Here is a 25,684-nt window from a genome sequence, read left to right on the forward strand (position 1 = left end):
GAAGCCTCCGTTTTCATATGTTCCACTACTTCCCGCGGCCGCCATTATGGTTACGGTAATTATAATAGCAGCCGTTCTTTACACTCCGCCGCCGGCTATCGTTGAAAAAGAGATTTACCACGGCATAGTGGAACAAAACAAGACAAATGACAGCGGCCAACATCTTACCGTAAAAGCGTCATTACCGGGAGGAAAACACGCTACAATCCTGCTAACGTATCCGACCGTAAGCACACAAGTCTCCCCCGGAGACTCCATAAGTTTTATGTCCACACTGAATCAACCGAAACCTCCTGATCTGTACGAAAACGATTATGCGGCTACATTACGGCGGAACGGCATAGAATATACTGCTTTCGTACGTCCCGACAATCTTAACATCACAGGAAGAAATACCTCCCTATACTGGCAGATAAGACGTCTTCGACCGATAATAGGCGATATACTTAAACGCAGTGACCTCAACGCTTCTTCCTGTGAATTTCTCATCGCTATTCTAACCGGCGACAGTTCCATATTGCCCGAGGCTACACGTACTCGTTTTTCATCATCGGGAGTGGCTCATGTACTTGCTTTAAGCGGCCTGCATGTAGGTGTAATAGCCATAATACTGTCAATAGTTATGTTTCCCCTGCGAATGGCCGGCAACCGCCATATTTCAACAGCCATAATCATAATAGCATTGTGCGGTTATGCAGTAATGACCGGACTGTCACCTTCCGTGACTCGGTCGGTCATTATGGCTTCGACAATAGGCATAGGCTTCATGCTCAGACGCAGGTATTCAAGCTTCAATGCTCTTTTGCTGGCTGTTATTGTCATACTGTTTTTCGACCCACTCGCCCTGTTTAAACCGGGCTTTCAGCTATCGTTTTCAGCCGTAGCTTCTATATTGATATTTTCGGTGCCTGTATATCGTATCAAGATTAAAAACCGTCTACTATATTATATAATATCACTCTTTACCGTAACTGTTGCCGCTACATTGGGCACAGCTATGATATCGGCATATCATTTTCATACATTTCCATGCTATTTTATACTTGCCAACATTCCTATCATAATACTTCTACCGTTTATTCTTTCGGGCGGTATAATAATCCTATTTGCCGAAGCTACCGGCATTGACTGCCATATCGTATGCCAAGCCGTAGATTGCCTTTATTCAATAATCGACGGCATAACACATTCAATAGCGAATCTACCGGGAGCTACAATAAAAAACATCCATTTCTCCGGATGGACCATAATACCCTACTTCGCCACACTGACCACTCTCGCATTATCTATATTTTACCGACAGCGCATATGGTATTTTCTCTCATCGGCATTCATTATCATGACTGCGGTGACACTTCTGGCTACCGCGCCGCGATATCCTGAAGAAGAATTTTTTATCACTCGCGCCACTTACGAGACGTCAGCCATGTACCGTTATGGGAAAGAAGCCGTACTTATAACCACCGCCGCTCCACAAAATACAAGTTCAGTCATTTTTGCCCATCAACGGCGCTTCAGTGACTATCTTTCAAGCCGAGACGCAGATTCACTACGCATTGCACCGGATACACTTATAACAGGGAGTATGAAACGTATCGGCAACGTACTTTGCTATAATGACGTCACCTATCATTTTATCTCGACCGACTCTTTTACATCCACCGGTTTTGTCGATTATGCTATTGTATGCCGCGGTTTCAAGGGCGACATACTCGACATCGCACGCATTATATCACCCGATACCATATTACTGAGCAATGATCTGCACCCCAGACGCCATGACAGATACCTTGACAGTCTGCGCATACATAATATACCCCATAGGTCGCTCAAAAAATATAAAAACGCAAAATAAAGGCAGCGATATAAGCGTTTTTCACTAAATTTGCCCCATGGATGAATTATTTTATCAAGCCGTCGATCTGTTGCGCGAACTTATAGCGACACCCTCGGTAAGCCGTGACGAGAGAGCGGCCTCAGACAAAGTTGAAGCATATCTAAAATCCAAAGGTGTGAACGTAAGGCGGCACGGCAACAATTTGTGGGCCATAGCCGAAGGATACGATGACTCATACCCCACCCTGTTGCTTAATTCCCATATAGATACGGTTAAACCAGTCGCCGGATGGACTCAAAATCCGTTTGTCCCGACAGAAAAGGACGGACGCTTATACGGGCTCGGGAGCAATGATGCCGGAGCATCGCTCGTATCGCTCATCGCCGCATTCATATATATGAACACTCGGCAGCGCGACTACAATTTAATACTTGCAGTATCTGCTGAAGAAGAAGTCAGCGGATGCAACGGTCTTGAATCAATCATACCTATGCTGCCCCCCGTCGCCCTCGCCTTGGTAGGCGAACCTACCGGCATGAATCCTGCCGTCGCCGAAAAAGGCCTCATGGTACTTGACGGTATAGTCACCGGAGTATCTGGCCACGCCGCCCGCAACGAAGGCATCAACGCCATTTACAATGCCCTGCCTGTAATAGATACTCTGCGCACCCTGCAACTTCCCCGTATATCACCTCTACTTGGCCCTGTCAAAATAAGTGTAACACAGATAGAAGCCGGCACACAACACAATGTCGTACCTGACTCATGCCGTATCGTTGTCGACGTAAGATCAACCGATTGCTATACCAACGAAGAGACCCTCGCTCTTATAAAGCAGGCCGTACCGGGATGCACACTGACTCCTCGGTCCACTCGACTGAACCCTTCGGGCATTGACACATCGCATGCACTCGTACAACGGTTCGCAATGGCCGGAGGCATACCCTACGGATCACCCACACTAAGTGATCAGGCGCTGATGCCTTGGCCCTCATTTAAAATCGGCCCCGGAGACTCGGCCCGTTCCCATACTGCCGATGAATTCATAGCAATCGACGAAATTCGTCAGGCTCTGGCCCTCTATATAAAAGCCCTTGACGGCCTCAAACTTAGCTAAAATCCGGAGCAGGACCACGACCTGTTTATGTAAAACAGATTCACGCACCAGTGAAGAGGCATTTATGTATATCCATAATCCACCACAAAACGCTTCGCTAATTTTACACTTGCTTATTGACTCTACAGGATGCTCTCATTTGGCTACATATATAAGTTTTTAAGACAGCCGGAACATTTATTCAGCATTTTTTCGTACATTTGCAAGTTAACATATAGATAAATCGGCCAAAATCACATGACTGACGAACCAATTATCACGCCGGAACAGGAACAGCCCGATATGCCGTCCAACTATTCCGGCGACGACATAAAAACCCTTGACTGGAAAGAACATATACGTCTGCGCCCGGGTATGTATATCGGCAAACTCGGCGACGGCTCACAAAACGACGACGGCGTGTATGTATTGCTCAAAGAAGTGCTTGACAACTCCATTGACGAGTATATGATGGGCTTCGGAAAGCAGATTAATATTCAAGTGACAGATACGGAGGTAAACGTACGCGACTTCGGACGCGGCATACCTTTGGACAAAGTTGTCGACGTATCTTCAAAAATGAATACCGGTGCAAAATATGATTCAAAAGCATTCAAGAAGTCGGTAGGACTCAACGGTGTCGGCATAAAAGCCGTCAATGCATTGTCGACATACTTCTACATCAAGAGTGTGCGCGACGGACAATGCCGTATTATAGAGTATACTCGTGGCGAAATGACTTACGACAGCGGTGTGACAGAATGTGACGAAGCCAACGGCACAGCAGTGCGGTTCGTTCCCGACAACTCTATATTCCGCGACTATAGTTACCATGAAGAATATATAGTCCAGCTCGTAAAAAACTACACATTCCTTAATACTGGCCTGTCGATATACTTCAACGGCAAACGCTACTTTTCGCGCAACGGCTTACTTGATCTTCTGAAAGAAAACCTGACCAATGAGCCGTTATACCCCATAATACACCTGAAAGGTGACGATATTGAAGCGGTAATCACCCACACCAAACAGTTTGGCGAGGAATATTACTCTTTTGTCAACGGCCAGCACACCACCCAAGGCGGCACACACCTCACCGCTTTTCGCGAGTCGGTGTCACGCACTATCAAGGAGTACTACGGAAAGAATTTCGAATACTCCGACATACGCGGAGGCATGGTTGCCGCCATATCCATTAAAGTCGAAGAACCGGTATTCGAGTCACAGACCAAGACCAAACTCGGATCACGCGACATGGGCCCTGAAGGGCCAACAGTAGCAAAATTCATCGGCGATTTTATCAAAAAAGAACTTGACAACTACCTGCATATCGACCTCACGACAGCCGACATACTACTGAAGAAAGTTCAGGAAAATGAAAAAGAACGCAAAGCCATGGCCGGCGTTACCAAAGCTGTAAGAGAAAAAGCCAAAAAGGCAGCCATACACAACAAGAAACTACTTGACTGCCGTACCCATCTTAATGATGTCAAAGGCGATGAAGACAAGAAAAACGCCTCGACAATATTCATCACCGAGGGTGACTCCGCGGCAGGTTCCATAACAAAGATACGCAATGTCGACACACAGGCGGTATTCTCACTGCGGGGAAAGCCGCTGAACACATATGGCATGCCGCTCGTAGACGTATATAAAAACGACGAATTCGCACTGTTGCGCGCGGCCCTAAACATCGAGGACAGCATCGACGACTTGCGGTACAACAACGTGGTCATAGCCACCGATGCCGATGTCGACGGCATGCACATACGACTTCTGCTGCTGACTTACTTCCTACAGTTTTTCCCTGATCTTGTGAAAAAAGGACATGTGTATGTACTTCAGACTCCTCTGTTCCGTGTCAGAAACAAAGCCACTACACGTCGCTCAGCCGCGAAGAAAAAGAATACAGGCATAACAACCGATGACGTATATTATTGTTATAATGACGAGGAGCGTATAACTGCAATCAAGAAATTCGGGACAAACGCCGAGATAACCCGTTTCAAAGGTCTTGGCGAAATAGATCCCGAAGAATTCCGCGGTTTTATCGGTCCCGACATGAGGCTTGACCGAGTGTCACTGCGAAAAGAAGATGCCGTGAGTGAATTGCTCGAGTTTTACATGGGCAAAAACACACCCGAGCGTCAAAACTTTATTATTGACAATCTCGTAATTGAAGATGACTCCGAAATATCCTGAACATATAGCCATATATCCGGGCACATTTGACCCGTTCACAATAGGACATAAGTCCATTGTCGAACGTGGTCTGGAATTGTTTGACAAAATCATAATAGCCGTGGGTATAAACGATGCCAAACGCTGCTACAAACCGACTGACGTGCGAGTAAACCACATACGCGCCGTCATGGCCGATGAGCCGCGGGTGGAAGTTACAAGCTACGACGGCCTTACGGTAGACATAGCCAAAGAATACGGTGCGCGGTTCATACTGCGCGGAGTACGCACGGTGGCGGATTATGAATATGAACGTAATCTTGCTTACGCCAACCGCAAGATATCGGGTATAGAAACGGTTCTTCTATACACCCTGCCTGAACTGCAGTACATAAGCTCCACAATGGTGCGCGACCTTGACAGATACGGCTATGACATAAGTCAGTTTGTGCCTAATGCTGAAAATATTTAATTAAACAACTGCTTATGAGAGCTTTAACATTTATCATACTATCCATAATTATCTCGGCATCGGCTGCCGTGTCACAAAATTTCGTGCTCACGCCCGAACGAAAACTTCAATATGCCGAAGGTATAATATCTAAATTTTATGTCGACTCCGTAGACCGCGACACGATAGTGGACGAAGCCATCAGAGCTATGCTCAAAACCCTTGATCCGCATTCGGCCTACTCTACTCCGGAAGAGACACGAGAACTTAACGAGCCGCTTAACGGCAACTTCAGCGGCGTAGGCATACAGTTCAACATGGGCACCGACACTTTATATGTAATACAGACCGTAGCAGGAGGCCCTTCGGAAAAGGTCGGGCTACTTCCCGGCGACCGCATAATAATGGTCAACGACACAGTCATAGCCGGTGTAAAAATGAAAAACACCGATGTCATGAAGCGTCTGCGCGGTCCCAAAGGCTCTGTCGTAAACGTGAAGATAAAACGTCACGGCGTGCCGGAACTTATTGAATTCAACATAACACGCGACGATATACCTATCTACAGTGTCGACGCCGCATACATGGCCGATCCGACTACGGGCTACATACGCATAAGCCGTTTCGCCGAACAGACACCGCAGGAATTTACCGAGGCCATGACCAAATTGCGCAAGCAAGGCATGAAACAGCTTATAATCGACCTTCAGGACAACGGAGGCGGATATCTCAACGCTGCGCAGGAACTTGCCGGACATTTCCTCAAAAAAGGCGACCTCATAGTATACACCGACTCGCCGAGGGCACCGGGCTATACATTTGTCGCCGACAAGGACGGAGACTTCCGCGACGGACGGGTAGTAGTATTGGTCAACCAATTCTCGGCATCGGCCAGCGAGATACTTGCCGGAGCCATTCAGGACCACGACCGCGGAGTCATAGTAGGGCGACGCACATTTGGCAAAGGACTTGTACAACGGCCGTTCCCGTTTCCCGACGGTTCGATGATACGGCTTACAGTATCAAAATATTTCACTCCGTCAGGACGCTGCATACAGAAGCCTTATGTAAAGGGCGACCTCGACGACTACATCGATGACATGAAACACCGCTTCGATGCAGGAGAGTTCATGCACTCAGATTCCATACATTTCCCGGACTCACTTCAGTACAAGACGCTCCATGCAGGGCGCACCGTATATGGCGGCGGAGGTATCATGCCCGACCGTTTCATACCGTTGGATACCGCTTGGTACACAACATACTACCGTGACCTGCTTGCCAAAGGCACTCTTTATCAATATGTATTGGGCTATGTTGACCAACACCGTGAAAGTCTGAAAAAAGCATATCCCGACGAAGATGCTTTTGCCCGTAATTTCGAACCCGGCGACGAGTTTATGCAAGGGCTTATTGAAAAAGCGGAGAAAGACGGCACAAAATATGATGAAAGCCAGTTCCGCCAAAGCGAAAGTTACCTGCGCACAGTACTGAAAGCACTTCTCGCCCGAGATTTGTATGAAGACGGGGCGTACTACAAAATAGCCAACGGCCTCAACCCTACTTATACCGAAGGTCTGAAGCTGATAAATGACATTAAGGAGTACAATAAACTGCTTGACCGATGAAAGAAAATATAATAAGTAAAGAAACTTCGGAAAAGACCGTACTTGTCGGTCTTATAACACCGCAGCAAAACGAGGCCAAAGCCAACGAATATCTTGACGAGCTTGCGTTTCTTGCCGATACTGCGGGAGCCGTAACCGAAAAGAGGTTCTTGCAGCGTGTGGACTATCCCAACCCGCGCACATTCGTAGGTAAAGGCAAACTCGACGAAATAAAAGAATATGTCGAGAACAACGACATAGGTCTGGTAATATTTGACGATGACCTGTCAACAAAACAGGTCGCCAATCTCGAACGTGAGTTACAGGTAAAAATACTTGACCGCACAAGTCTCATTCTTGACATATTTGCAAAAAGGGCGCAGACCGCCAATGCAAAGACTCAAGTCGAGCTGGCCCAATATCAGTATCTGCTCCCGCGGCTGACCCGCATGTGGACCCACCTCGAACGCCAGCGCGGAGGCATCGGCATGCGTGGCCCCGGCGAAACCCAGATAGAGACCGACCGGCGCATAATCCTCGACAAGATATCAAGACTGAAAGCCGAACTCGAAAGTATCGACAAGCAAAAATCAATACAGCGTAAGAATCGAGGCAAACTTACCAGAGTGGCACTTGTAGGCTATACCAATGTCGGAAAGTCAACCCTGATGAACCTGTTAAGCAAAAGCGAGGTATTTGCCGAAAACAAGCTTTTTGCCACGCTCGACACCACCGTACGCAAAGTCATCATCGACAATCTGCCGTTTCTGCTTACCGATACCGTAGGATTCATACGCAAATTACCTACACATCTGGTCAACTCGTTCAAGTCTACACTTGACGAAGTAAGGGATGCCGACATACTTGTGCATGTGGTCGATATAAGCCACCCGCAATTTGAAGAACAAATTGAAATCGTCAACAATACATTGGCCGAAATATGCGGCAAAGACAATGACAAAAAGATGATCATGGTATTCAACAAGATCGACGCGTTCACATACAAGCCCAAGGACGACGACGACCTCACACCGTCGACACGTGAAAATGTATCGCTTGACGAACTGAAAACTACTTGGATGGCCAAAATGCACGACAACTGTGTGTTCATATCAGCCAAAAAGCAGATCAACATCGACGAACTAAAAGAAAAACTTTATGAAAAAGCCAAAGAAGTGCACCTTACACGCTTCCCCTACAATGACTTCCTTTTTCAAAAGTATGATGACGATGACAATCCTGATATAACCGAATAATCCCATAAAAAACAATAACGGCCAATCATTATGACCTACAGAGCACTGACACCAAATGAGATTTCGGTCATGAAACAAAACGGGTGTAACTCGACTGACTGGAATGACATAAAAGTAAAAGACGGCTTTGACTGCTGCAATTACGTGCGGGTTAATTTTTCCGGAGAAATACGTCTCGGCCTGACCGACGAGACCGTGATAGGTACAGCCGGTATAATCGTGCAGTCGGGCATATTTGACGCATCGCTTCACAACTGTACCGTCGGCGACAACGTACACATAGCCAAAGTGTGGGAACGCATTATAAACTATGACATCCTTGACGGAGCCTACATAACCAATATCGGCTCCATTATATGTACAGGCTCACGCGCGTTCGGCAACGGAACAGAGGTCAACGTACTGAACGAACAAGGAGGCCGAAGCGTGCTCATATTTGAGGAACTCACCGCACAGATGGCATATCTCATGACATTTTATCGCCATGACAAGGAGTTCATAACAAGTATGGACAAGATGATACGAGACTATGCCGCGAAGAAAAAATCGGCTGTCGGCAAGATTGGCAAGATGGCCAAAATAACCAATCTCGGCTCAGCTACCGATGTCGTGTTTGATGACGAATCATACACCAACAGCTGCTCGCTCCTTTGGGACGGCACAGTTGGCAAACGCGCATTTGTAGGCCCTAACGTTGTTGCCGAGCATTTTGTATTTGCATCAGAAGCATGTGTCGACAAAGGCGCTATAGTCAAAAACGTATTTGTAGGCCAGAAAGCAGAACTTACCAACGGCTTTTTAGCCAATAATTCGCTCTTCTTTGCCAACTGTATAATGGAAGCCGGAGAAGCAGTATCGGTTTTTGCCGGTCCGCATACGGTATCAATGCATCGCTCCACCCTGCTCATAGGAGGCATGTTCTCATTCTTCAATGCCGGTTCAGGAACGAACCAAAGCAATCATCTCTATCGTATAGGTCCCGTCCATCAAGGCATAATGGAGCGCGGATGCAAGACCGGCAGCGGCTCTTATATAATGTGGCCGGCAAGAATAGGGTCGTTTTCGCTCCTAACCGGAAAGCACTACAAGCATCCCGACACATCGGAGCTGCCTTATTCATATGTTGTCGAAAAAAATGGCAAGACTGTTGTATTACCGGGAGCCAATCTAAAGAAATTCGGTACTATCCGCGATATACTGAAGTGGAAAAAACGCGATCACCGCAGCAATGACCTGCCTCGTCTTGACATAATAAATTATGACCCTCTCACTCCGCTCACCACACGCAAAATGTATCAAGGCATCCACTTCCTTAATCTTTGCGAGACAGATCCTGATTATCCGTCGGCCCACAATTTTGTCATAGAGCATAAGTCGATAAGACACGGACGTGAGCTATACGCTCTCGGAGTAGACTTTTTCATGGGTGAAGAGGTCATGAAAAAGCTGGCACAGATTAATGTCACCGATTGTCCTGACTCCCTTGGCTACCTACTTATACCCGAAAGCAATGAAGGCGTGGGACGGTGGGTAGACGCGGCAGGACTCATAGCCCCGGCCACAGTGATAAACGAATTATGTTCATCCGTAGCTAAAGGCAGCATATCATCACCCGAAGAATTGGCAAAATCCTTACAGGCCATCCACAACAAGTATTCTGATTATAAATGGGAGTATGTCGCCGATAACTTTAAATCGTGCTACGGCATAACGCTGGATTCGCTCACAAAAGGTGCGGCAATATCAATACTGCACCGGTGGACAGAATCGGTAGATTCATTTGACCGCGAACGCAATACCGATGCCCATAAAGACTTCAATGAAAACAGCATGGTCAGTTTTGGCATTGATCTTGATCCCCAGAGCCGACAGGTCGATTTCAACGAAGTGCGCGGCTTGCCGGAGAAAAACGACCAGATGATAGCCGTACACAACCACTACGCCAGTCTTATACAAGAAGCATATGCCGTGATATGCCGTCTGAAAGAGCCACAACACATATAAATGGTATTTTTCAACATGCCTGAGTGTGTGTATCGTTATTTTATTGTAAATTTGTTCCCTCAATTAATCGTTTGAATTGTATATGAAAAATAATATTCTATTTACCGTCTTGGTTGCAGCATGCCTGTTTACAGCATGTAAAAGCAATGATAACTGGAGCGTAAAAGGCTGTGCAGAAAACGCTCCCGAAACGACTTTACTTGTTCAGGCATCAGACAACGGACGCTGGTTTACTCTTGACTCCGTGAAGACGGACTCTGAAGGCAACTTCCAATACAGCCGCGATAAAGCTCTTTACCCCGACATATACCGCATAACAGTTGACGGTAAAAGCGTATACTTCCCTATCGACAGTACCGAAACGGTCACTGTCAACTTTAATGCCGATGATGTTGACGGCACTTATGACATCAGCGGTTCAACAGCAGCCGACATGCTTATGGCCGTTGATCGCCGAATACGACAGATAGCCAACGAAAAAGGAGTAGATGCAGTAGCCGGCGACTCGTTGCTGAAACGCGAACTCGGGGGCATGATTATTGGCGATCCCGCAGGGATTGTTTCATACTACATAATCAACAAACAGGTTAACGGCAACCGCCTTTTCAATCCGGTCAACCGATCCGACAACCGCATCATAGGAGCTGTAGCCAACGCTTATACGCAGTTCAGGCCCAATGACCCGCGCACCAAGTATCTGCGAGCTATATTCCTTGCCAACCGTCCGCTTAGCACAAAAAACACTTCAGGTGATACCATACAAGCCACGGAGATAAAATATTTCGACATTGACCTGATGGACCACAAAGGCATATCCCATAAACTTTCCGAGGCTGTAAATGACAATAAAGTGGTCATACTAAGTTTCACCATATATCAGGCCGACGGTTCTACACCCTATAACGTGGCTTTGGCTGACGCCTACAGCAAATACCGCGACAATGGACTGGAAATATATCAGGTGGCTCTTGACAATGATGAATTTCAATGGAAGCAGTCAGCAAAAAATCTCCCATGGATTACAGTGTACAATCCGCCCACAGCCAACGCCTCCACCCTCCAATGCTACAATGTCAGGACTCTGCCTACCACATACATCATAGCCAACGGCGAGCTTGCGGAACGAGTGACCGATATGTCAAAACTCAATTCTGCCGTAGCATCTTATTTATAAAGATTTTTCCGTCCCGTCGGGATTGAAAAAACGGCGCGCGTACAGTGCGCCGTTTTTCATGTCTTGCAACGCCTGCAGAAATCCTCCGCGGCTTCTGCGTGCTGTACGCCAAGCATTGACTACAATGCGCAACGGCCATGTTCGATTATGATACATATATATCATAACTCCCGGCCCCATCAACACTCCCGGTCGGTCGGCTATACGGAATCCGGTACTTATGCCTTGATGCACGGCTATCACTGTCGGAAAAAAACGGCATCGCAGTCCGCGCTTTAACGCCGTGAACAAAAACATCTCTCCCTCTCCGGTGCATACGACCGGAGAACCGGTGCCAAGAAGTTCGTTAAATCTTACTGTTCCGGCAACCGTTGACCTGCGGAATGCAATCTCCACCTCCGAGACAAAATGGCCTTTCTGCAATCTATTGATATCATACACATATGACGGGTACCACTTGCCACTGCCACCCGAATACCTGAACAAGGCCACATCAAGAGTGTCATCGTCCTCAAATACTGCAATGACGTTCCTTAGCATATCGGGCTCATAGACAAGATCGTCATCAGCTACAAGACACACATCGGCCGTAGACTTCATCATGGCATAATTGCGGTTGCGGCTTACACCTTTGTCATCATGACGGCATACCATGACATCGCTTCGCTTCAATACATCGGGAATCTTTGCGGAAATCCCATCCGGCATCTGCCACGACACGATATAGCGCACCTCTTCCACCTCTGGAAGATTCATTGCCGCGACACGCTTTATGCCGTCAGCACCTATGGTGACTATCATCACATCAAGAGTCATGGGTTTACCGTTGTATAGGACAAATGTACAAATATTCGGCGAAAAGCGAAAACACGTATTTGCATGATATACCTATTATGAGTAACTTTATCACATATATTAATATGCCCGCCATAATGAAAGTATCGGTAATCGTATTGACATACAATCAGGAACAGACTGTAGCACGTGCGCTCGATTCTGTTCTCGGTCAAAAGTGCGACTACACATACGAAATAATTCTGGCCGATGACTGCTCCACCGATTCTACGCCCGACATATGTCGGCACTACGCACGGAAATATCCCGATAAGATAAGGTATATAGCCAATAGTGTCAACAAAGGCGTTGTTGACAACTACTTTGACTGTGTGCTTGATGCACGCGGAGAGTATATAGCGGACTGTGCGGGCGATGACTTCTGGACCGACGAGTATAAACTGCAGAAACAGACAGAACTCCTTGAGAGTAACAGCGACGTTGTACTTGTGCATACCGACTGGATGTACTATGACATAAAATCAGGCGACATGTATCCGCCATCCACAACCCGTAAAGAACGCACTCTTTTCAGGAAGTCTCTGGCACCACCCATGTCACTGTTTATGCCTTTGCTTGCCCAAGAACGTAAACTCGGCATACTGCTAAACACGGCTCTATACCGTAAATCGGCATTTATGAGCTGCTATGACAATGACCCCGATCTCTTCCGTAACAAAGAGTTCACATGTGAGGACTTCCAGATAATTGTAGCTCTCTCACGTATCGGGTCCATTGCCTTTATAAACTGCGTGACATGCTGCTACACCGTAAACGGCAGGTCCGTAACCAATCCCGGCGACTATAAGGCGCTGTACCGGCAATATTACGGCTCAATACAGATGCATCGATATATACAATGTAAGTATAACGTACCGCAAAGTGTGGTTTACAATTACCATTACCGCATACTTAACTATCTTTTTGCACAAGCATTCAGAAGCGGAGACAATGAATTGCGCAAAAACACACTTGACACTTTCAAGCAGATGGATGTCAGACTGTCTTTGAAATCATGGATAAAACGGATTTTGTCATCGCACAATACGTTATGGTGTCTGTCGCTCAAACTTCTTAACCCATGAGCCCACTGCTGTCAGTCATAATACCGGTCCATAACCGGGCCGCCATAGTGACCGCTACGCTTGATTCGGTGTACAGTCAGGACTATCGCCCCATCGAGTTATTGACGGTTGACAACAACTCTACCGATAACTCGCTTGAGGTACTTACCAATTGGGCCAATCGACATAGTTGTGCCGGCTTCAATGTGTCGGTATTGAGCGAACCACAATCAGGGGCCGCTGCCGCACGCAACAAAGGACTTGAGGCGGCCACCGCGCCATATGTCATGTTTTTTGACTCCGACGACATTATGGAACCGGGACATATAATGCGTGCCATGCAGGCATTCATAAACGACACGTCGCTTGACATTGTCGGCTGGGACATATGTAATATCGGTCTTGACGGTCACAGGACAAGACTGCCGTTTGCCGACAACGACATGCGATATCGCCATACCTTCAATTCCGTTCTATCCACTGCACGATATGCCATAAAAACATCACTTATACGAAAAGCCGGAGGTTGGGACAATTCCCTTCCGGTATGGAACGACTACGAACTTGGCATGAGACTGCTTATGCTCGATCCGAAAATAAAACGTCTACACGGAAAATGTACTGTCACTGTCACACAGTCGATACAATCCATAACCGGCTGCGACTACTCATCCCGACACAAGCAGTTGGAAAAATCGCTCGATCGATGCGAGGCCGGTATTGCCGCTACAGACGATATCATATGGCTTAAATACATCAGGCTTAAACGTGTGGTTCTCGCAGGACTATATGCAAGGGAAAAGTCGCCAGAAGCCCACCGGCTTTTAGACATAGCCCTTGACAAAGAACCATCACTGGCAAAAAAGTTACTGCTTATTGCCGCTTTCCGATACACAGCCGCAGGAGGCCGAGGTATACACAGACTGCTGCGGAAAGTGCTTTAAAACATATCACCCCATCTTGACTTATATAAAAATATTGCTTAACTTTGCATTGTAAACATTACACGGAATTTTTTATTTAAGGGTCTCGCCCATCGGTCGAGATTCCTTTAATTTTTTTGTATAACATAAAACTTAAATATCATGGCCATCACTTACATGACTCGTGAAGGGTACAAGAAAAAAATGGATGAAATCGCTTATCTTGAAACAGTTAAGCGTCCAGAGATATCGCGTGCCATAGCCGAGGCGCGTGACAAAGGCGACTTGTCAGAAAACGCCGAATATGACGCAGCCAAAGAGGCTCAAGGCATGCTTGAAATGAAAATTTCGATGCTGAAAGACCTTGTGGCCAATGCCCGCATAATCGACGACAGCAAACTTAACACCGAGGAAGTACAGATACTCAATAAAGTCAAGATTAAAAACGTTGCCAACGGCATGGTAATGGAGTATACAATCGTGGCTGACAGCGAAGCTAATCTGAAAGAAAAGAAACTCGCATCAAGCACGCCGATAGCGCAAGGTCTTCTCGGTCACAAACTCGGTGACGTCGTGGAGATAAAGATTCCCGCCGGCATCGCTAAATTTGAAATAGTTGAAATATCATTTTAATACTTGACACATATGTCCACGATATTTACTAAGATTATCAACGGAGAGATACCCTCGTATAAAATAGCGGAGGATGACAGACATTATGCGTTTCTTGACATAAATCCTGTAGCTCCGGGCCATGTTCTTGTAGTTCCCAAAAAGGAAGTCAGCTATCTGTTCGACCTCTCAGACGAAGACTATCTCTCACTGCAATTGTTTGCCAAGAAGATAGCTCTTGCCATGAAAAAGGCTCTTCCCTGTGAACGCATAGGAGTTACCGTTATTGGGCTTGAAGTACCACATGCCCACATACACCTTGTGCCCATAAGCAAAGAGGGCGACATGAACTTCTGCCGCCCAAAGCTTACGCTTGACCCCAAGGACATGACAGATATAGCCAAAAGCATAGTCAAAGAACTGAACTGATGAAATACTTGGTCATAGGAACCGGAGGTGTAGGCGGCAGCATTGCCGCCTTCCTTCATTTAGCGGGGAAAGACGTAAGTTGCATAGCCCGCGGCAAAGCCCTTGATACAATGCGCCGTGACGGCATGAAATTTCACTCTACACTGAAAGGCGAACATATCATACCGGTTGATGTTCACAGCGCTGAAGACTATAACGGCAAAGCCGACGTAATTTTCGTGACTGTCAAGGGATATTCAATCGATGATATAGGACCTATCATATCAAAATGTTCAGGAAAAGACACTATAGTCATACCCCTACTCAACGTATACGGAACAGGTGCGCGTATAGCCGCCACAGCACCGGACGTCAATGTACTCGACGGGTGCATATACATAGTGGGCTTTAAGTCCGGGACAGGCGAAATAACTCAAATGGGCGAGATATTCCACATAGTTTACGGAGTGCCGCGCGGCCATAATGTGGACCCGGTGTTACTTGACAAAATCAACACGGACCTTACAGAAGCCGGCATAAAAGTAACGTTGAGCGATGACATAGACCGCGATACGTTCATAAAATGGTCTTTCATATCAGCCATGGCTCTTACAGGAGCATATTATGACATACCTATGGGCCCTATACAGCACGATGGTCCCGAACGAAACACATTCATCGGTCTCTCCCGCGAGAGTGAGGCTCTCGGGCATAAATGCGGCATAGACTTCGGATGCGATCTTGTAAAACATCATCTTGATGTCATAGACAGTCTTGACCCGGAAAGCACCGCATCATTGCAGAAAGATCTGAAATCGGGTCACGAAAGCGAGATACAAGGACAGTTATTTGATATAATTGACCGCGCCCGTGCAGCCGGAGTTGCGACACCGGTATATGACCTCATAGCAGAGCATTTCACCAGCAATATCTGACTTACTGATGCAGACGCCGGGGAAATTTGAAAACAATCGACAATACGACCATGCCGGCCAGCATCCATGAATAATACATGTATGTCCATGGAGCTGCCGGCGATATATCGGCCAAGGATGTAGCCAACAATGTCTGCGCACCGTAAGGTATAAGGCTCTGCACTATGCAGGAACACGTGTCAAGTATAGAGGCAGTCTTACGAGGGTCAAGACCGAATCGGGTGGCAATGCTTTTGCACAGCGAGCCTACTGTTATTATAGCCACAGTGTTATTGGCCGTACACATATTCACTATGCTTACAAGAAGCGCTATGCTTGTCATCGCCCCACGGCTTCCGTTTATGCGGCGTGTCATCACCTGAAGTATATAATTAATACCTCCGGCCGCCTTTATCAAGCCGAGCATTCCGGCGGCAAGTAAAGTTATTATCACGAGGTTTCCGACAGAATCAACACCCTCTCCCATATAACCGAACATATCAAGCAGTGTGAATCCTGATCCGAGCGCCAGCAACAATGCGGTCACAATACCTACGGCAAGCACGACAGTGACGTTGATGCCGGCCACAGCCATAATTATAATGACCAGATATGGCAGAACAAGCCACGGATTCTCAACATCAGACACCACACTCTGAGGTACATCTGCTCCGAGCATTATATACAATCCGAGTGCGCACAACGCAGCAGGCAGTACTATATACAGATTGGCCTTGAACTTATCGTTCATCTTGCAGCCCTGAGTTCGTGTCGCCGCAATTGTAGTGTCGGAAATAAATGACAGATTGTCGCCGAAAAATGCGCCACCGAGAACCACGGCTACAAAAAACGGCACAGTACCGTTTTCAGCCTGCGCCAATTCGACGGCAAGCGGGGTAAGAGCGACAACTGTTCCTACCGATGTTCCGATTGAGAGCGATATGAAACATGCCGCAAGAAACAGTCCCGGTATAAGCATCTCGGCAGGAAGCCATCGCAGAGCCAAGTTGACAGTGGTCTCGATAGCCCCGGTCTCCTTTGCAAGAGCGGCAAAGGCTCCGGCAAGTATGAAAATCCATACCATATACATGACATTGGACGAGCCGGCATCATGTGAAAATATCTCGACCCTTCGCGCCAAAGGCTTACCTCGGAGTATAATAACCGCCCAAGCCGACGCTATAAGCAACGCCACCGATATAGGCATCTTGTAAAAATCGCCTATTATAAGCGATACTACAAGATAAAGCAGCAGAAATACGGCAATCGGTGATATCGCAAGCAACCCCTGACGGCGTGATATCGTAAGGTCTGAATTATTTTCTGTTTGATCCATAGTTTTCAAAAGACAAGGACGCAAAGTTAATAAATTCCTCCGGATTGGCGAGGCTGTACCGTTAAAAACACTTGCAAAAGCACTTATTGCCCAAACAATGAATTTATTATAAGGCGGTTGGCTCGGTCTATAGAACTCGACTCAATTGAAGCAAGATAGATCTGTGTAGTAGCCTCGGAGTCATGCCCCATACCCTCGCTGATGACGCTGACCGGCACACCTTTGGAGCGCGCCACCGAAGCTCACGAATGGCGGGCTACATACATTGTCAACGGCACAGATATGCCCACAAGCTCACCTACCTTCTTTAGATTACGGTTTATGTTGTAGCTCGCATTTCGATAAGCAAAGAATTCTTTGGCCGACGGATTCATCAGTATAGGCAACAGATATTGCGTGGGATTTTCAGGATATTTGTCCAGTATCGACTGCATCTCGTATGTCCACGCTATCTTAAGAGCCTGTCCGGTCTTGCGACGACGATATACAAGATAGCCGCCGTTAAGGTCGGTTTTGCGAAGAAATGTCATGTCGATCAGACTCATTCCCCGCGTATAAAAACTCATCAGAAACATGTCGCGGGCATGATCGACCGCCTTTGAAAATGACAGGTCGAGGTCTTTTATCTTTCTTATCACCGACAACGGCAACGCACGTTTTACGGTTTTGTCTATGCCGGTATACACACGGCGGAATGGATTGGTCTGCACAACAATTCCGTCGTCGACCGCCCGATTGTAAACCGCCCTAAGTATACGCATATAAAACGATATGGTATTTGATACTATACCTCTCTTTTTAAGATAGACTTCATATGCCTCGATCAACTCCGATGAAATAGAATCGAGCATCATGTCACGTTCACCGCGAAACTGGCGGAAACTGTTTAGTGCCGACCGGTAAGTCTCGGCTGTCCGCGACCGTCCGTGCTCATTCATACGTGATATCAGCTGCTGCATGTAGCTGAACAACCTGTACTCGTTAATTTGACGGTTATATTCATCCACAATTTCATCAACGGCAAACATATGACATGTCTCCTCATACCGTCGGATAATACCGCCAAGACGCTTAACATCATCGCTGATATTCTTGCGAATGTCAATAATAGCAGGGATTCTGTCGACACAATCGGGTAACCGGATACCCGACTTGTGCTCATCCCACTCATGGGAATAGATCCGATAATCGGTTGTCAATTGACGTACTTTACGTTCGTGAATTACCTGATAATAAATACACCCCATCTTTCCTGCAATGGCAGATGGTCGAAACTTTACTCTGATTGATGCCATAATTTTAAGAAATGTGTAAAATGTCAGAGGGACATAACCCTTTGGCAGGTCATATCCCTCTACGGTAACGTCAGAATAAACAATTACGACATAAAAAAACAGCTTTCTTCGTTTTTTTACAAAGAAAGCTGTTTTGACTGTAATGCGGTGAATATTATCACTCCTAACGGCCGGAGTACATATCGTCGTAGTATTGCTGATAGGCACCCGAGGTAATGTGGTCCATCCAGTCCTGATGGTCAAGATACCAACGGACAGTCTTTTCGATACCTTCCTCAAATTGCAGACTCGGCTCCCATCCGAGTTCACGCTGCAGTTTGCGGGAATCTATAGCATAGCGAAGGTCATGCCCGGCACGGTCTGTCACATATGTTATCAGGTCATCGCTGTATCCGTCAGGATTACCCAAAAGCCGATCGACGGTCTTGATAACAACCCTGATTATGTCAATATTTTTCCACTCGTTGAAACCGCCGATGTTATAGGTTTCAGACACTTTGCCATTGTGGAATATCGTGTCGATGGCACGTGCGTGGTCCTCGACAAAGAGCCAGTCGCGAACATTCTCACCCTTGCCGTAAACAGGCAACGGCTTGCGGTGACGGATGTTGTTGATGAACAACGGTATCAGCTTCTCCGGAAACTGATACGGACCATAATTATTAGAGCAGTTGGTCACAAGCGTGGGCATGCCGTAAGTGTCGTGATAGGCACGAACAAAATGATCGCTTGAGGCCTTGGACGCGCTGTAAGGACTATGGGGATTGTACTTGGTTGTCTCTAAGAAAAATTCCTCGCCATAGGCATGGTGGTGCTCAGAAGAGGCTGCTGTAGTAAAGGGCGATTCTATGCCTTCGGGCCGGGTCAGTTCAAGAGCACCGTACACCTCGTCGGTGGAGATGTGATAAAACAGCTTCCCCTCATAGCCTTCAGGCTTTGACTCCCAATACTCTTTGGCGGCCTGAAGCAGCGACAACGTGCCCATGACATTGGTTCGGGCGAAAGTGAATGGGTCCTTTATTGAGCGGTCGACATGACTTTCAGCCGCAAGGTGTATCACTCCGTCGATATCATGCTCGCTCATCACACGACGCATGGTGTCGATGTCGACTATGTCAGCCTTGACAAATGTATAGTTGGGCTTATTCTCGACATCCTTGAGATTGGCGAGATTGCCGGCGTAAGTCAGTTTATCAAGATTTAATATATTGTATTCCGGATATTTATTGACAAAAAGTCGCACAACATGGCTGCCTATAAAGCCGGCGCCACCTGTAATCAATATATTTCGTTTCATTCTTCTTTCAGATTTTTTATGCATGTTTTTAATGAATCGGTCCAATAAGGTATGCGTATTTTGAACGTATCCTTGATTTTGGTCTTGTCAAGGACTGAGTATGAAGGACGGCGAACTTTCGAAGGAAATTCATCGGAGTGACATGGCTGTATATCGCAGTCGGTGTTGCCGGCTATTTCGGCTATCATCTTCGTGAAGTCATACCACGAGCACACACCCTCGTTAGAGTAATGGTATATGCCTTCGTTACCTTCATATGTGCGGTATTCGACGAGATTGTATATGACATCGGCCAGATCCTGTGCATAAGTAGGCGTTCCTACCTGATCAAACACCACTTTCAGTTCCGGCTTCGACGACGTAAGACCGAGCATGGTCTTGACGAAATTTTTACCATACTCCGAGTAAAGCCATGCGGTACGGAATATCAGAGCTTTGACGCCCGATTGGGCTATCGCCTGCTCACCATGGAGCTTGGTTTCGCCATAAACACCAGTCGGAGTGCCTCTTTGGTCCTCCCTGCAAGGTATGTTATAGGGCTCTTTGCCGAATACATAGTCAGTGGATATGTGAATCAAGGTGCCATCCGCAGCTTTCATGGCCTCGGCAAGATTGCGCACTGCCTTGGCATTGAGAAGCTCGGCAAAATCAGCGTCATCCTCTGCCTTGTCGACATTGGTATAGGCCGCACAATTAACAATAAGATTAATGTCATTATTTTTCACCATTCTGCTTACAGCTTCGGCATCAGTGATGTCGAGCTCTGTTACGTCGGTGAAGATGTAGTTGTCGGCGGAACCTGCTGATGAATTGCGCAGACATGTGCCCAACTGACCGTTGGCCCCTGTTACAAGTATATTCATTTCGCGTATAGGTCAAAGTTAATATCAAAGGGCGAGTCAAAGTCCTTAAGAAGCGGGTGCTTTGTGTCTTTCTCGCTAAGCAAAACCTCAGCTGGGTCAATCTGCCAGTCGATGCCAAGTGAGGTGTCGGCAATAGAGATGCCGCCATCGGCTTGGGGAGCGTAGTAGTTATCGCACTTGTACTGAAACACAGCTACGTCAGAGAGCACGGCAAATCCGTGGGCGAAACCGCGCGGCACAAAAAACTGACGGTGATTCTCTTCCGACAGCTCCACCGCCACATGCTTGCCATAGGTCGGCGAACCTTTGCGTATGTCGACCGCCACATCAAGCACACGCCCCTTGACGCAACGCACAAGCTTGGCCTGCGTGAACGGCGGCCGCTGAAAGTGAAGTCCACGCATGACTCCACGCGTCGAACAGCTCTCATTGTCCTGTACAAAATCGACCGGACATACTTTTTCGTCAAACTCGCGCTTTGAGTAACTTTCAAAAAAATATCCCCGCGCGTCAGTAAATATGCGCGGCTCTATTATCACCACGCCATCTATTGCCGTATTAATTATTTCCATAATTATTCAAATTGACGGAAACTCTGACCGACAGGTCAGCATATTCCTGCCTCAAATTTAATAATAAATCTGTGTTTAAGGAAATTTTCACCATCGTAAGCTCTTGGCATCAGTCAAGATTACAGTTTCCCGTACGCTCCACTTCATCAACTACCTTAAGCAGATACTTCCCGTAGTTATTCTTGAGCATGGGCTGTGCAAGCTGCCGCATCTTGTCGGCCGAAATCCACCCCTGACGATATGCGATGCCCTCCAGACATGCTATCTTAAGCCCCTGACGCTTCTCAAGCACTTCGACATATATCGAGGCCTCGGCAAGAGAGTCGTGGGTGCCTGTGTCAAGCCAAGCGAAGCCCCGCGGCAGAGTCTGCACACGTAGCTCACCGTCTTTAAGAAACTCCTGATTGACTGTAGTTATCTCAAGCTCTCCGCGAGCCGACGGCTTGATATTGGCGGCAACATCAACAACCTTGTTGGGATAAAAATAAAGTCCTACCACGGCATAATTGGACTTCGGACGCTCCGGCTTCTCCTCAATCGACAGGCAGTTGCCATCGCGGTCAAACTCGGCCACGCCGTAACGCTCCGGGTCATCTACCCAATAACCGAACACCGTAGCCTTGCCATCTTCCTCGGCGCTCCTGACTGCCTCCTTCAACACACCCGAAAAGCCCGCGCCGTGAAATATGTTGTCGCCCAGCACAAGACACGCCGAGTCGTCGCCGATAAACTCGCGTCCGATGATAAACGCCTGCGCAAGTCCGTCGGGACTCGGTTGCTCGGCATAAGTAAACCTGACGCCATAGTCACTGCCGTCACCAAGCAGATGCTTGAACATCGGCAGGTCAAACGGGGTCGAAATGATAAGAATATCCCGTATCCCCGCCAGCATCAACGTCGAAATCGGATAATACACCATCGGCTTGTCAAAAATCGGGAGCAACTGCTTGCTCACCCCCTTCGTAATCGGATACAGCCGCGTACCCGACCCGCCGGCCAGCACTATTCCTTTCATAAAAATATATATTTGATTATTATATTCTATTCAAAAATCATTATAGAATACACGTTATCAAATCAACTATATAATAGTTAATACTCAACTTCTGTTTATTGCAAATATAACAAGATCTTTAATCGATATTAAAATTTATACCCTTCAGGTAAAAACAGTCCTATAATACAATTCGGATTGCAAATACAAATCTGAATATGATTCTTATCTAAAAAACCGGCAGTCTGATATATCTCTTCTCCTTCCCAAAATCCGGCTCTTACAGAATCAAATGGCGCAAAACCATTTGCAGCATTGAAATCATGCATTGCATTAATAACCCGACAATCCAAATACCTCAACAACAAATCTCCATTTTCTCCTTTATGCAAAGGAGCCTTATTTAACTTTACCTCTCCCTTTTCCACAGAAGGCTCTACTAAAGAGGTCCATATCCCTTTCAGATATGTTAAATTATCTCGGCAAGTCAAATCTAAACAATAACCAAGATCTAATACAGCGCCTATGACAAATGGCTCTTTGCATTTTTTTACATCACGAGCAAATTCCAATGCCCGTTTAACATCATTTTCCCAAAAATATATACCATGGCCCAACCAATCATACGGATTGGCGCTTTTACCCATCTCAACTTCTCTTAAAATCAATCTACGGGCCAATTCTTTTTCACAGCCATGATAACCGATATAGCTGAAATGCCGCCTATTAGCCATAGTTATTTGATACGACGCGATAATCCCACCCTTTTTGACGCAGTTCCAGACGAAGCTCTAAATGCTTTTGTAGCAAGAATCCGTTTTTTAGATTTAAACGCTTTAGCCAATTTAACAGGACCAATAATTTCTCTTACCGAAGGTACAATATCGCGAACCACCTCAATATCATCAGGGTACAATATTTTCCCAGTACTCGATATATTCATTCCTATGCTGCGCAAATAAGTTCTCGATGTACGAAGCGTTCGAGATTTCGTTTTTCCATAGTCTTTCATTAGTTGCAACACAACTTCTACAGGGAGATCGGATATTTTAATATTAGAAGGTCTACTTGCCATAATCAGATACGTTAATTATTATGTGGACTCCATATAGAACTTGTCATTCAGAAATATAAGTTCATTACATGAATCGTATTATTTTAGTATGCAAATATACAAAATATTTAATATGTATCAGTGCATAAACAATTATTTATGATTAAGCACCATACAAATTTTCATATTGTCTAATGACAGTTTTCCATGTATACCGTCTATTAGCAATTTCAACCATTGCTTTTGCATTTTTATCAAAATCCATAGTATCATTATTGAGTATTTGCAGTAACTCATCTCCTGAACTGAAATATTCTGCTTTATCTTCTGTGGATTCTCGATTATAAATGCAATCAAAAGCTATTATCGGTTTAGCAAAAAACATAGCTTCCACTAAAGAAGGATTCGTACCACCGGCGCTATGTCCATGAACATAGTACTCACAGTTACTTCTAAGTACATGTAACGCTTTCAAATCATAAACTGCCGATTGAATTTTGATATTCGGATACTCAGAGTATTTCTCAACCATATTGCGACCATACACACTTCGATCCCAATTTCCGATAAACATGAGTTTTTTCTCCGGAGTACGGCTAAATGCATCAAGAATTATATGTACGTTATTTTCAGGCTCTATACGACATATAGCAAGCGAATAATAATTAGGCTCAATTCCATATTGTGAAAGTATGTCACAAGCATCGGTTTGAGTTATGTTTTGTAATACATGATCTCCTCCGTATGCTATCAATTGAGAATCCTTTCCATATTCAGCTTTTACATAATCGGTTATTCCTTGATTGTCAGTCACAATAACATCACCATATTTCACAGCCTGCTTCTCCGAAAATTTTAAAAAACGCCGAGTCCACTTACCCCACTTATCACGGCGATGTTCAAGCCCGTCAATATTAATTATAAGACGTCTCTTTGAAAATATGCGGAATATCGGTAAAAATGCACATCCCGACACTCCCAATACCAAAATTACATCACTTTTTCGCGCAGCTCTTATTAATGATATTATATCATACGGAATACTTTGCACTCCATTTGCATTCAGACCTATATATTCTGTTTTAGCGCCATGATATACCCAGCGCTTATCATTATAAGATTTTTTACTACAATAAACTGCATACTGTAACTCATCTGATTTATTATGACGAACAAGCTGCTCAACAAGCGTCTCAAAGCCCCCATAATTAGCAGGGACACCGACAGTCCCTATTATCGCTACTTTCATTGCAATTATAATAATTTTAAAAAGTAAAAATGGCTTCTAACTCTTTTACTAATAACTATTCACTTATTAACTGGAGATATATTTTAGCCATCACTTCAACTTCTGTTTTAACGTCAAACTTTTTCACGTCCAACAGATTATTTTTGGAGATTATTTTGTATAAATTTTCATCATTAGCCAATTTAAATATCAATGTTGATAAATTGTCCTTTTCACTTAAATTGAATAAAAAACCATTTCTTCCATCTACACAAACTTCAATATGTCCACGTATATTCGATAACAATAATGGACATCCACATGCCATTGCCTCAATATCGCCGATTGCAAGTCCTTCCTGTATGCTGGATGAGATATAAATGTCTGAAATTCCACATAATTCATTAATATCACTTCTACCTCCTAAAAAATGGACAATATTGTTTAATCCTAAATTATTTACATAATTTTTACATTCATCTAACGTTTCTCCACTTCCCGCAAATAACATTTTAAAATTAGGTGTCTTTTCAATAATTTGAGGAAGTTGTTCTAAAACAATGATTCGGTAAAAATTACAGAAGTAGTTGAAACTTAAGTTAATATAACGAATTATCAAATACAAATGAATCGCCAAAGCGTTCATTATAAAACTATTATACCATGAACGTATTGGCGATTCTC

General features: G+C 45.6%; 23 protein-coding genes and 1 pseudogene. 13 read left to right on the forward strand and 11 right to left on the reverse strand.

Going from position 1 to position 25,684, the window contains the following annotated elements; genetic code table 11:
• The first annotated feature begins 46 nt into the window (after positions 1–46).
• The 8 genes from FW767_RS06065 (at position 47) to FW767_RS06100 (ending at position 11,606) form a co-directional block, all read left to right on the forward strand.
• Positions 47–1,855, forward strand: a complete 1,809-nt coding sequence (locus FW767_RS06065) for a ComEC/Rec2 family competence protein (protein ID WP_121698224.1) — start codon at positions 47–49, stop codon at positions 1,853–1,855.
• Between the two features lie 37 nt (positions 1,856–1,892).
• The gene (locus tag FW767_RS06070) at positions 1,893–2,954 is read left to right on the forward strand and encodes a M20 family metallo-hydrolase (RefSeq protein WP_121698223.1); all 1,062 of its coding nucleotides are present in this window, start codon (positions 1,893–1,895) and stop codon (positions 2,952–2,954) included.
• Positions 2,955–3,191: 237 nt separating this feature from the next.
• Positions 3,192–5,135, forward strand: a complete 1,944-nt coding sequence (locus FW767_RS06075) for a DNA topoisomerase IV subunit B (RefSeq protein WP_369863755.1) — start codon at positions 3,192–3,194, stop codon at positions 5,133–5,135.
• Positions 5,116–5,586 (forward strand): pantetheine-phosphate adenylyltransferase, encoded by a 471-nt coding sequence (coaD, locus tag FW767_RS06080; RefSeq protein ID WP_121698222.1) that lies wholly within the window; start codon positions 5,116–5,118, stop codon positions 5,584–5,586. The genes FW767_RS06075 and coaD overlap by 20 nt, the downstream gene beginning before the upstream one ends.
• A 14-nt stretch (positions 5,587–5,600) precedes the next feature.
• A complete protein-coding gene (locus FW767_RS06085; RefSeq protein WP_205523835.1) occupies positions 5,601–7,193 on the forward strand; it encodes a S41 family peptidase in 1,593 nt (530 codons plus the stop codon).
• Positions 7,190–8,428 (forward strand): GTPase HflX, encoded by a 1,239-nt coding sequence (gene hflX, locus FW767_RS06090; RefSeq protein ID WP_121698220.1) that lies wholly within the window; start codon positions 7,190–7,192, stop codon positions 8,426–8,428. Before FW767_RS06085 ends, hflX begins: the two co-directional genes overlap by 4 nt.
• A 30-nt stretch (positions 8,429–8,458) precedes the next feature.
• On the forward strand, positions 8,459–10,432 hold the full coding sequence (locus FW767_RS06095) for a DUF4954 family protein (RefSeq protein WP_121698219.1): 1,974 nt from the start codon (positions 8,459–8,461) through the stop codon (positions 10,430–10,432).
• Between the two features lie 82 nt (positions 10,433–10,514).
• Positions 10,515–11,606 (forward strand): DUF4369 domain-containing protein, encoded by a 1,092-nt coding sequence (locus FW767_RS06100; protein ID WP_121698218.1) that lies wholly within the window; start codon positions 10,515–10,517, stop codon positions 11,604–11,606.
• On the opposite strand, the gene FW767_RS06105 is transcribed toward FW767_RS06100, so the two are convergent.
• A complete protein-coding gene (locus FW767_RS06105; protein WP_121698217.1) occupies positions 11,601–12,422 on the reverse strand; it encodes a glycosyltransferase in 822 nt (273 codons plus the stop codon). The two genes, FW767_RS06100 and FW767_RS06105, sit on opposite strands and share 6 nt — an antisense overlap.
• A gap of 77 nt (positions 12,423–12,499) precedes the next feature.
• Between FW767_RS06105 and FW767_RS06110 the strand changes: the two genes are divergently transcribed.
• The 5 genes from FW767_RS06110 (at position 12,500) to FW767_RS06130 (ending at position 16,382) form a co-directional block, all read left to right on the forward strand.
• Positions 12,500–13,525 (forward strand): glycosyltransferase family 2 protein, encoded by a 1,026-nt coding sequence (locus tag FW767_RS06110; protein ID WP_205523836.1) that lies wholly within the window; start codon positions 12,500–12,502, stop codon positions 13,523–13,525.
• Positions 13,522–14,448 (forward strand): glycosyltransferase, encoded by a 927-nt coding sequence (locus FW767_RS06115; protein WP_121698215.1) that lies wholly within the window; start codon positions 13,522–13,524, stop codon positions 14,446–14,448. The genes FW767_RS06110 and FW767_RS06115 overlap by 4 nt, the downstream gene beginning before the upstream one ends.
• 141 nt (positions 14,449–14,589) lie before the next feature.
• Positions 14,590–15,060 carry a transcription elongation factor GreA gene (gene greA, locus FW767_RS06120; RefSeq protein ID WP_121698214.1) on the forward strand — a complete coding sequence of 157 codons (471 nt, stop codon included), beginning with the start codon at positions 14,590–14,592 and terminating at the stop codon, positions 15,058–15,060.
• 12 nt (positions 15,061–15,072) lie between these two features.
• Entirely contained in the window at positions 15,073–15,468 is a 396-nt protein-coding gene (locus FW767_RS06125; RefSeq protein ID WP_121698213.1) for an HIT family protein, read from the forward strand.
• Positions 15,468–16,382, forward strand: a complete 915-nt coding sequence (locus FW767_RS06130; RefSeq protein WP_121698212.1) for a ketopantoate reductase family protein — start codon at positions 15,468–15,470, stop codon at positions 16,380–16,382. Before FW767_RS06125 ends, FW767_RS06130 begins: the two co-directional genes overlap by 1 nt.
• Before the next feature lies 1 nt (position 16,383).
• Here FW767_RS06130 and FW767_RS06135 read toward each other — a convergent pair whose 3' ends face one another.
• The 10 genes and pseudogenes from FW767_RS06135 to FW767_RS06180 all read right to left on the reverse strand — a co-directional run.
• Positions 16,384–17,697, reverse strand: a complete 1,314-nt coding sequence (locus tag FW767_RS06135) for a Na+/H+ antiporter NhaC family protein (protein WP_121698211.1) — start codon at positions 17,695–17,697, stop codon at positions 16,384–16,386.
• An 83-nt stretch (positions 17,698–17,780) separates the two neighbouring features.
• Positions 17,781–18,992 (reverse strand): annotated as a pseudogene (locus FW767_RS06140) (tyrosine-type recombinase/integrase).
• Positions 18,993–19,155: 163 nt separating this feature from the next.
• Positions 19,156–20,289 (reverse strand): dTDP-glucose 4,6-dehydratase, encoded by a 1,134-nt coding sequence (locus FW767_RS06145; protein ID WP_121698210.1) that lies wholly within the window; start codon positions 20,287–20,289, stop codon positions 19,156–19,158.
• Positions 20,286–21,152 (reverse strand): dTDP-4-dehydrorhamnose reductase, encoded by an 867-nt coding sequence (gene rfbD, locus FW767_RS06150; RefSeq protein WP_121698209.1) that lies wholly within the window; start codon positions 21,150–21,152, stop codon positions 20,286–20,288. The genes FW767_RS06145 and rfbD overlap by 4 nt, the downstream gene beginning before the upstream one ends.
• Positions 21,149–21,724: a dTDP-4-dehydrorhamnose 3,5-epimerase gene (gene rfbC, locus FW767_RS06155; RefSeq protein ID WP_121698208.1), complete on the reverse strand. Its 576-nt coding sequence runs from the start codon at positions 21,722–21,724 to the stop codon at positions 21,149–21,151. Before rfbC ends, rfbD begins: the two co-directional genes overlap by 4 nt.
• 109 nt (positions 21,725–21,833) lie before the next feature.
• Complete coding sequence (gene rfbA, locus FW767_RS06160) at positions 21,834–22,739, reverse strand: glucose-1-phosphate thymidylyltransferase RfbA (protein ID WP_121698207.1); 906 nt, start codon at positions 22,737–22,739, stop codon at positions 21,834–21,836.
• 128 nt (positions 22,740–22,867) lie between these two features.
• On the reverse strand, positions 22,868–23,452 hold the full coding sequence (locus FW767_RS06165) for a hypothetical protein (protein WP_121698206.1): 585 nt from the start codon (positions 23,450–23,452) through the stop codon (positions 22,868–22,870).
• A gap of 2 nt (positions 23,453–23,454) precedes the next feature.
• On the reverse strand, positions 23,455–23,793 hold the full coding sequence (locus FW767_RS06170; protein ID WP_147438693.1) for a hypothetical protein: 339 nt from the start codon (positions 23,791–23,793) through the stop codon (positions 23,455–23,457).
• Positions 23,794–23,935: 142 nt separating this feature from the next.
• The gene (locus FW767_RS06175) at positions 23,936–25,021 is read right to left on the reverse strand and encodes a DUF1972 domain-containing protein (RefSeq protein WP_121698204.1); all 1,086 of its coding nucleotides are present in this window, start codon (positions 25,019–25,021) and stop codon (positions 23,936–23,938) included.
• A 55-nt stretch (positions 25,022–25,076) separates the two neighbouring features.
• On the reverse strand, positions 25,077–25,684 hold a 608-nt coding region (locus tag FW767_RS06180; protein WP_205523837.1), incomplete at its 5' end, for a glycosyltransferase.

This window comes from Heminiphilus faecis, assembly GCF_008728965.1.
In the GTDB taxonomy this organism is placed as follows: domain Bacteria; phylum Bacteroidota; class Bacteroidia; order Bacteroidales; family Muribaculaceae; genus Muribaculum; species Muribaculum faecis.

Coding starts and splice junctions, on each gene's coding strand:
- FW767_RS06065 (WP_121698224.1), top strand. CDS start 47: ATGGTTACGGTAATTATAATAGCAGCCGTTCTTTACACTCCGCCGCCG.
- FW767_RS06070 (WP_121698223.1), top strand. CDS start 1,893: ATGGATGAATTATTTTATCAAGCCGTCGATCTGTTGCGCGAACTTATA.
- FW767_RS06075 (WP_369863755.1), top strand. CDS start 3,192: ATGACTGACGAACCAATTATCACGCCGGAACAGGAACAGCCCGATATG.
- coaD (WP_121698222.1), top strand. CDS start 5,116: ATGACTCCGAAATATCCTGAACATATAGCCATATATCCGGGCACATTT.
- FW767_RS06085 (WP_205523835.1), top strand. CDS start 5,601: ATGAGAGCTTTAACATTTATCATACTATCCATAATTATCTCGGCATCG.
- hflX (WP_121698220.1), top strand. CDS start 7,190: ATGAAAGAAAATATAATAAGTAAAGAAACTTCGGAAAAGACCGTACTT.
- FW767_RS06095 (WP_121698219.1), top strand. CDS start 8,459: ATGACCTACAGAGCACTGACACCAAATGAGATTTCGGTCATGAAACAA.
- FW767_RS06100 (WP_121698218.1), top strand. CDS start 10,515: ATGAAAAATAATATTCTATTTACCGTCTTGGTTGCAGCATGCCTGTTT.
- FW767_RS06105 (WP_121698217.1), bottom strand. CDS start 12,422: ATGACTCTTGATGTGATGATAGTCACCATAGGTGCTGACGGCATAAAG.
- FW767_RS06110 (WP_205523836.1), top strand. CDS start 12,500: ATGAGTAACTTTATCACATATATTAATATGCCCGCCATAATGAAAGTA.
- FW767_RS06115 (WP_121698215.1), top strand. CDS start 13,522: ATGAGCCCACTGCTGTCAGTCATAATACCGGTCCATAACCGGGCCGCC.
- greA (WP_121698214.1), top strand. CDS start 14,590: ATGGCCATCACTTACATGACTCGTGAAGGGTACAAGAAAAAAATGGAT.
- FW767_RS06125 (WP_121698213.1), top strand. CDS start 15,073: ATGTCCACGATATTTACTAAGATTATCAACGGAGAGATACCCTCGTAT.
- FW767_RS06130 (WP_121698212.1), top strand. CDS start 15,468: ATGAAATACTTGGTCATAGGAACCGGAGGTGTAGGCGGCAGCATTGCC.
- FW767_RS06135 (WP_121698211.1), bottom strand. CDS start 17,697: ATGGATCAAACAGAAAATAATTCAGACCTTACGATATCACGCCGTCAG.
- FW767_RS06145 (WP_121698210.1), bottom strand. CDS start 20,289: ATGAAACGAAATATATTGATTACAGGTGGCGCCGGCTTTATAGGCAGC.
- rfbD (WP_121698209.1), bottom strand. CDS start 21,152: ATGAATATACTTGTAACAGGGGCCAACGGTCAGTTGGGCACATGTCTG.
- rfbC (WP_121698208.1), bottom strand. CDS start 21,724: ATGGAAATAATTAATACGGCAATAGATGGCGTGGTGATAATAGAGCCG.
- rfbA (WP_121698207.1), bottom strand. CDS start 22,739: ATGAAAGGAATAGTGCTGGCCGGCGGGTCGGGTACGCGGCTGTATCCG.
- FW767_RS06165 (WP_121698206.1), bottom strand. CDS start 23,452: ATGGCTAATAGGCGGCATTTCAGCTATATCGGTTATCATGGCTGTGAA.
- FW767_RS06170 (WP_147438693.1), bottom strand. CDS start 23,793: ATGGCAAGTAGACCTTCTAATATTAAAATATCCGATCTCCCTGTAGAA.
- FW767_RS06175 (WP_121698204.1), bottom strand. CDS start 25,021: ATGAAAGTAGCGATAATAGGGACTGTCGGTGTCCCTGCTAATTATGGG.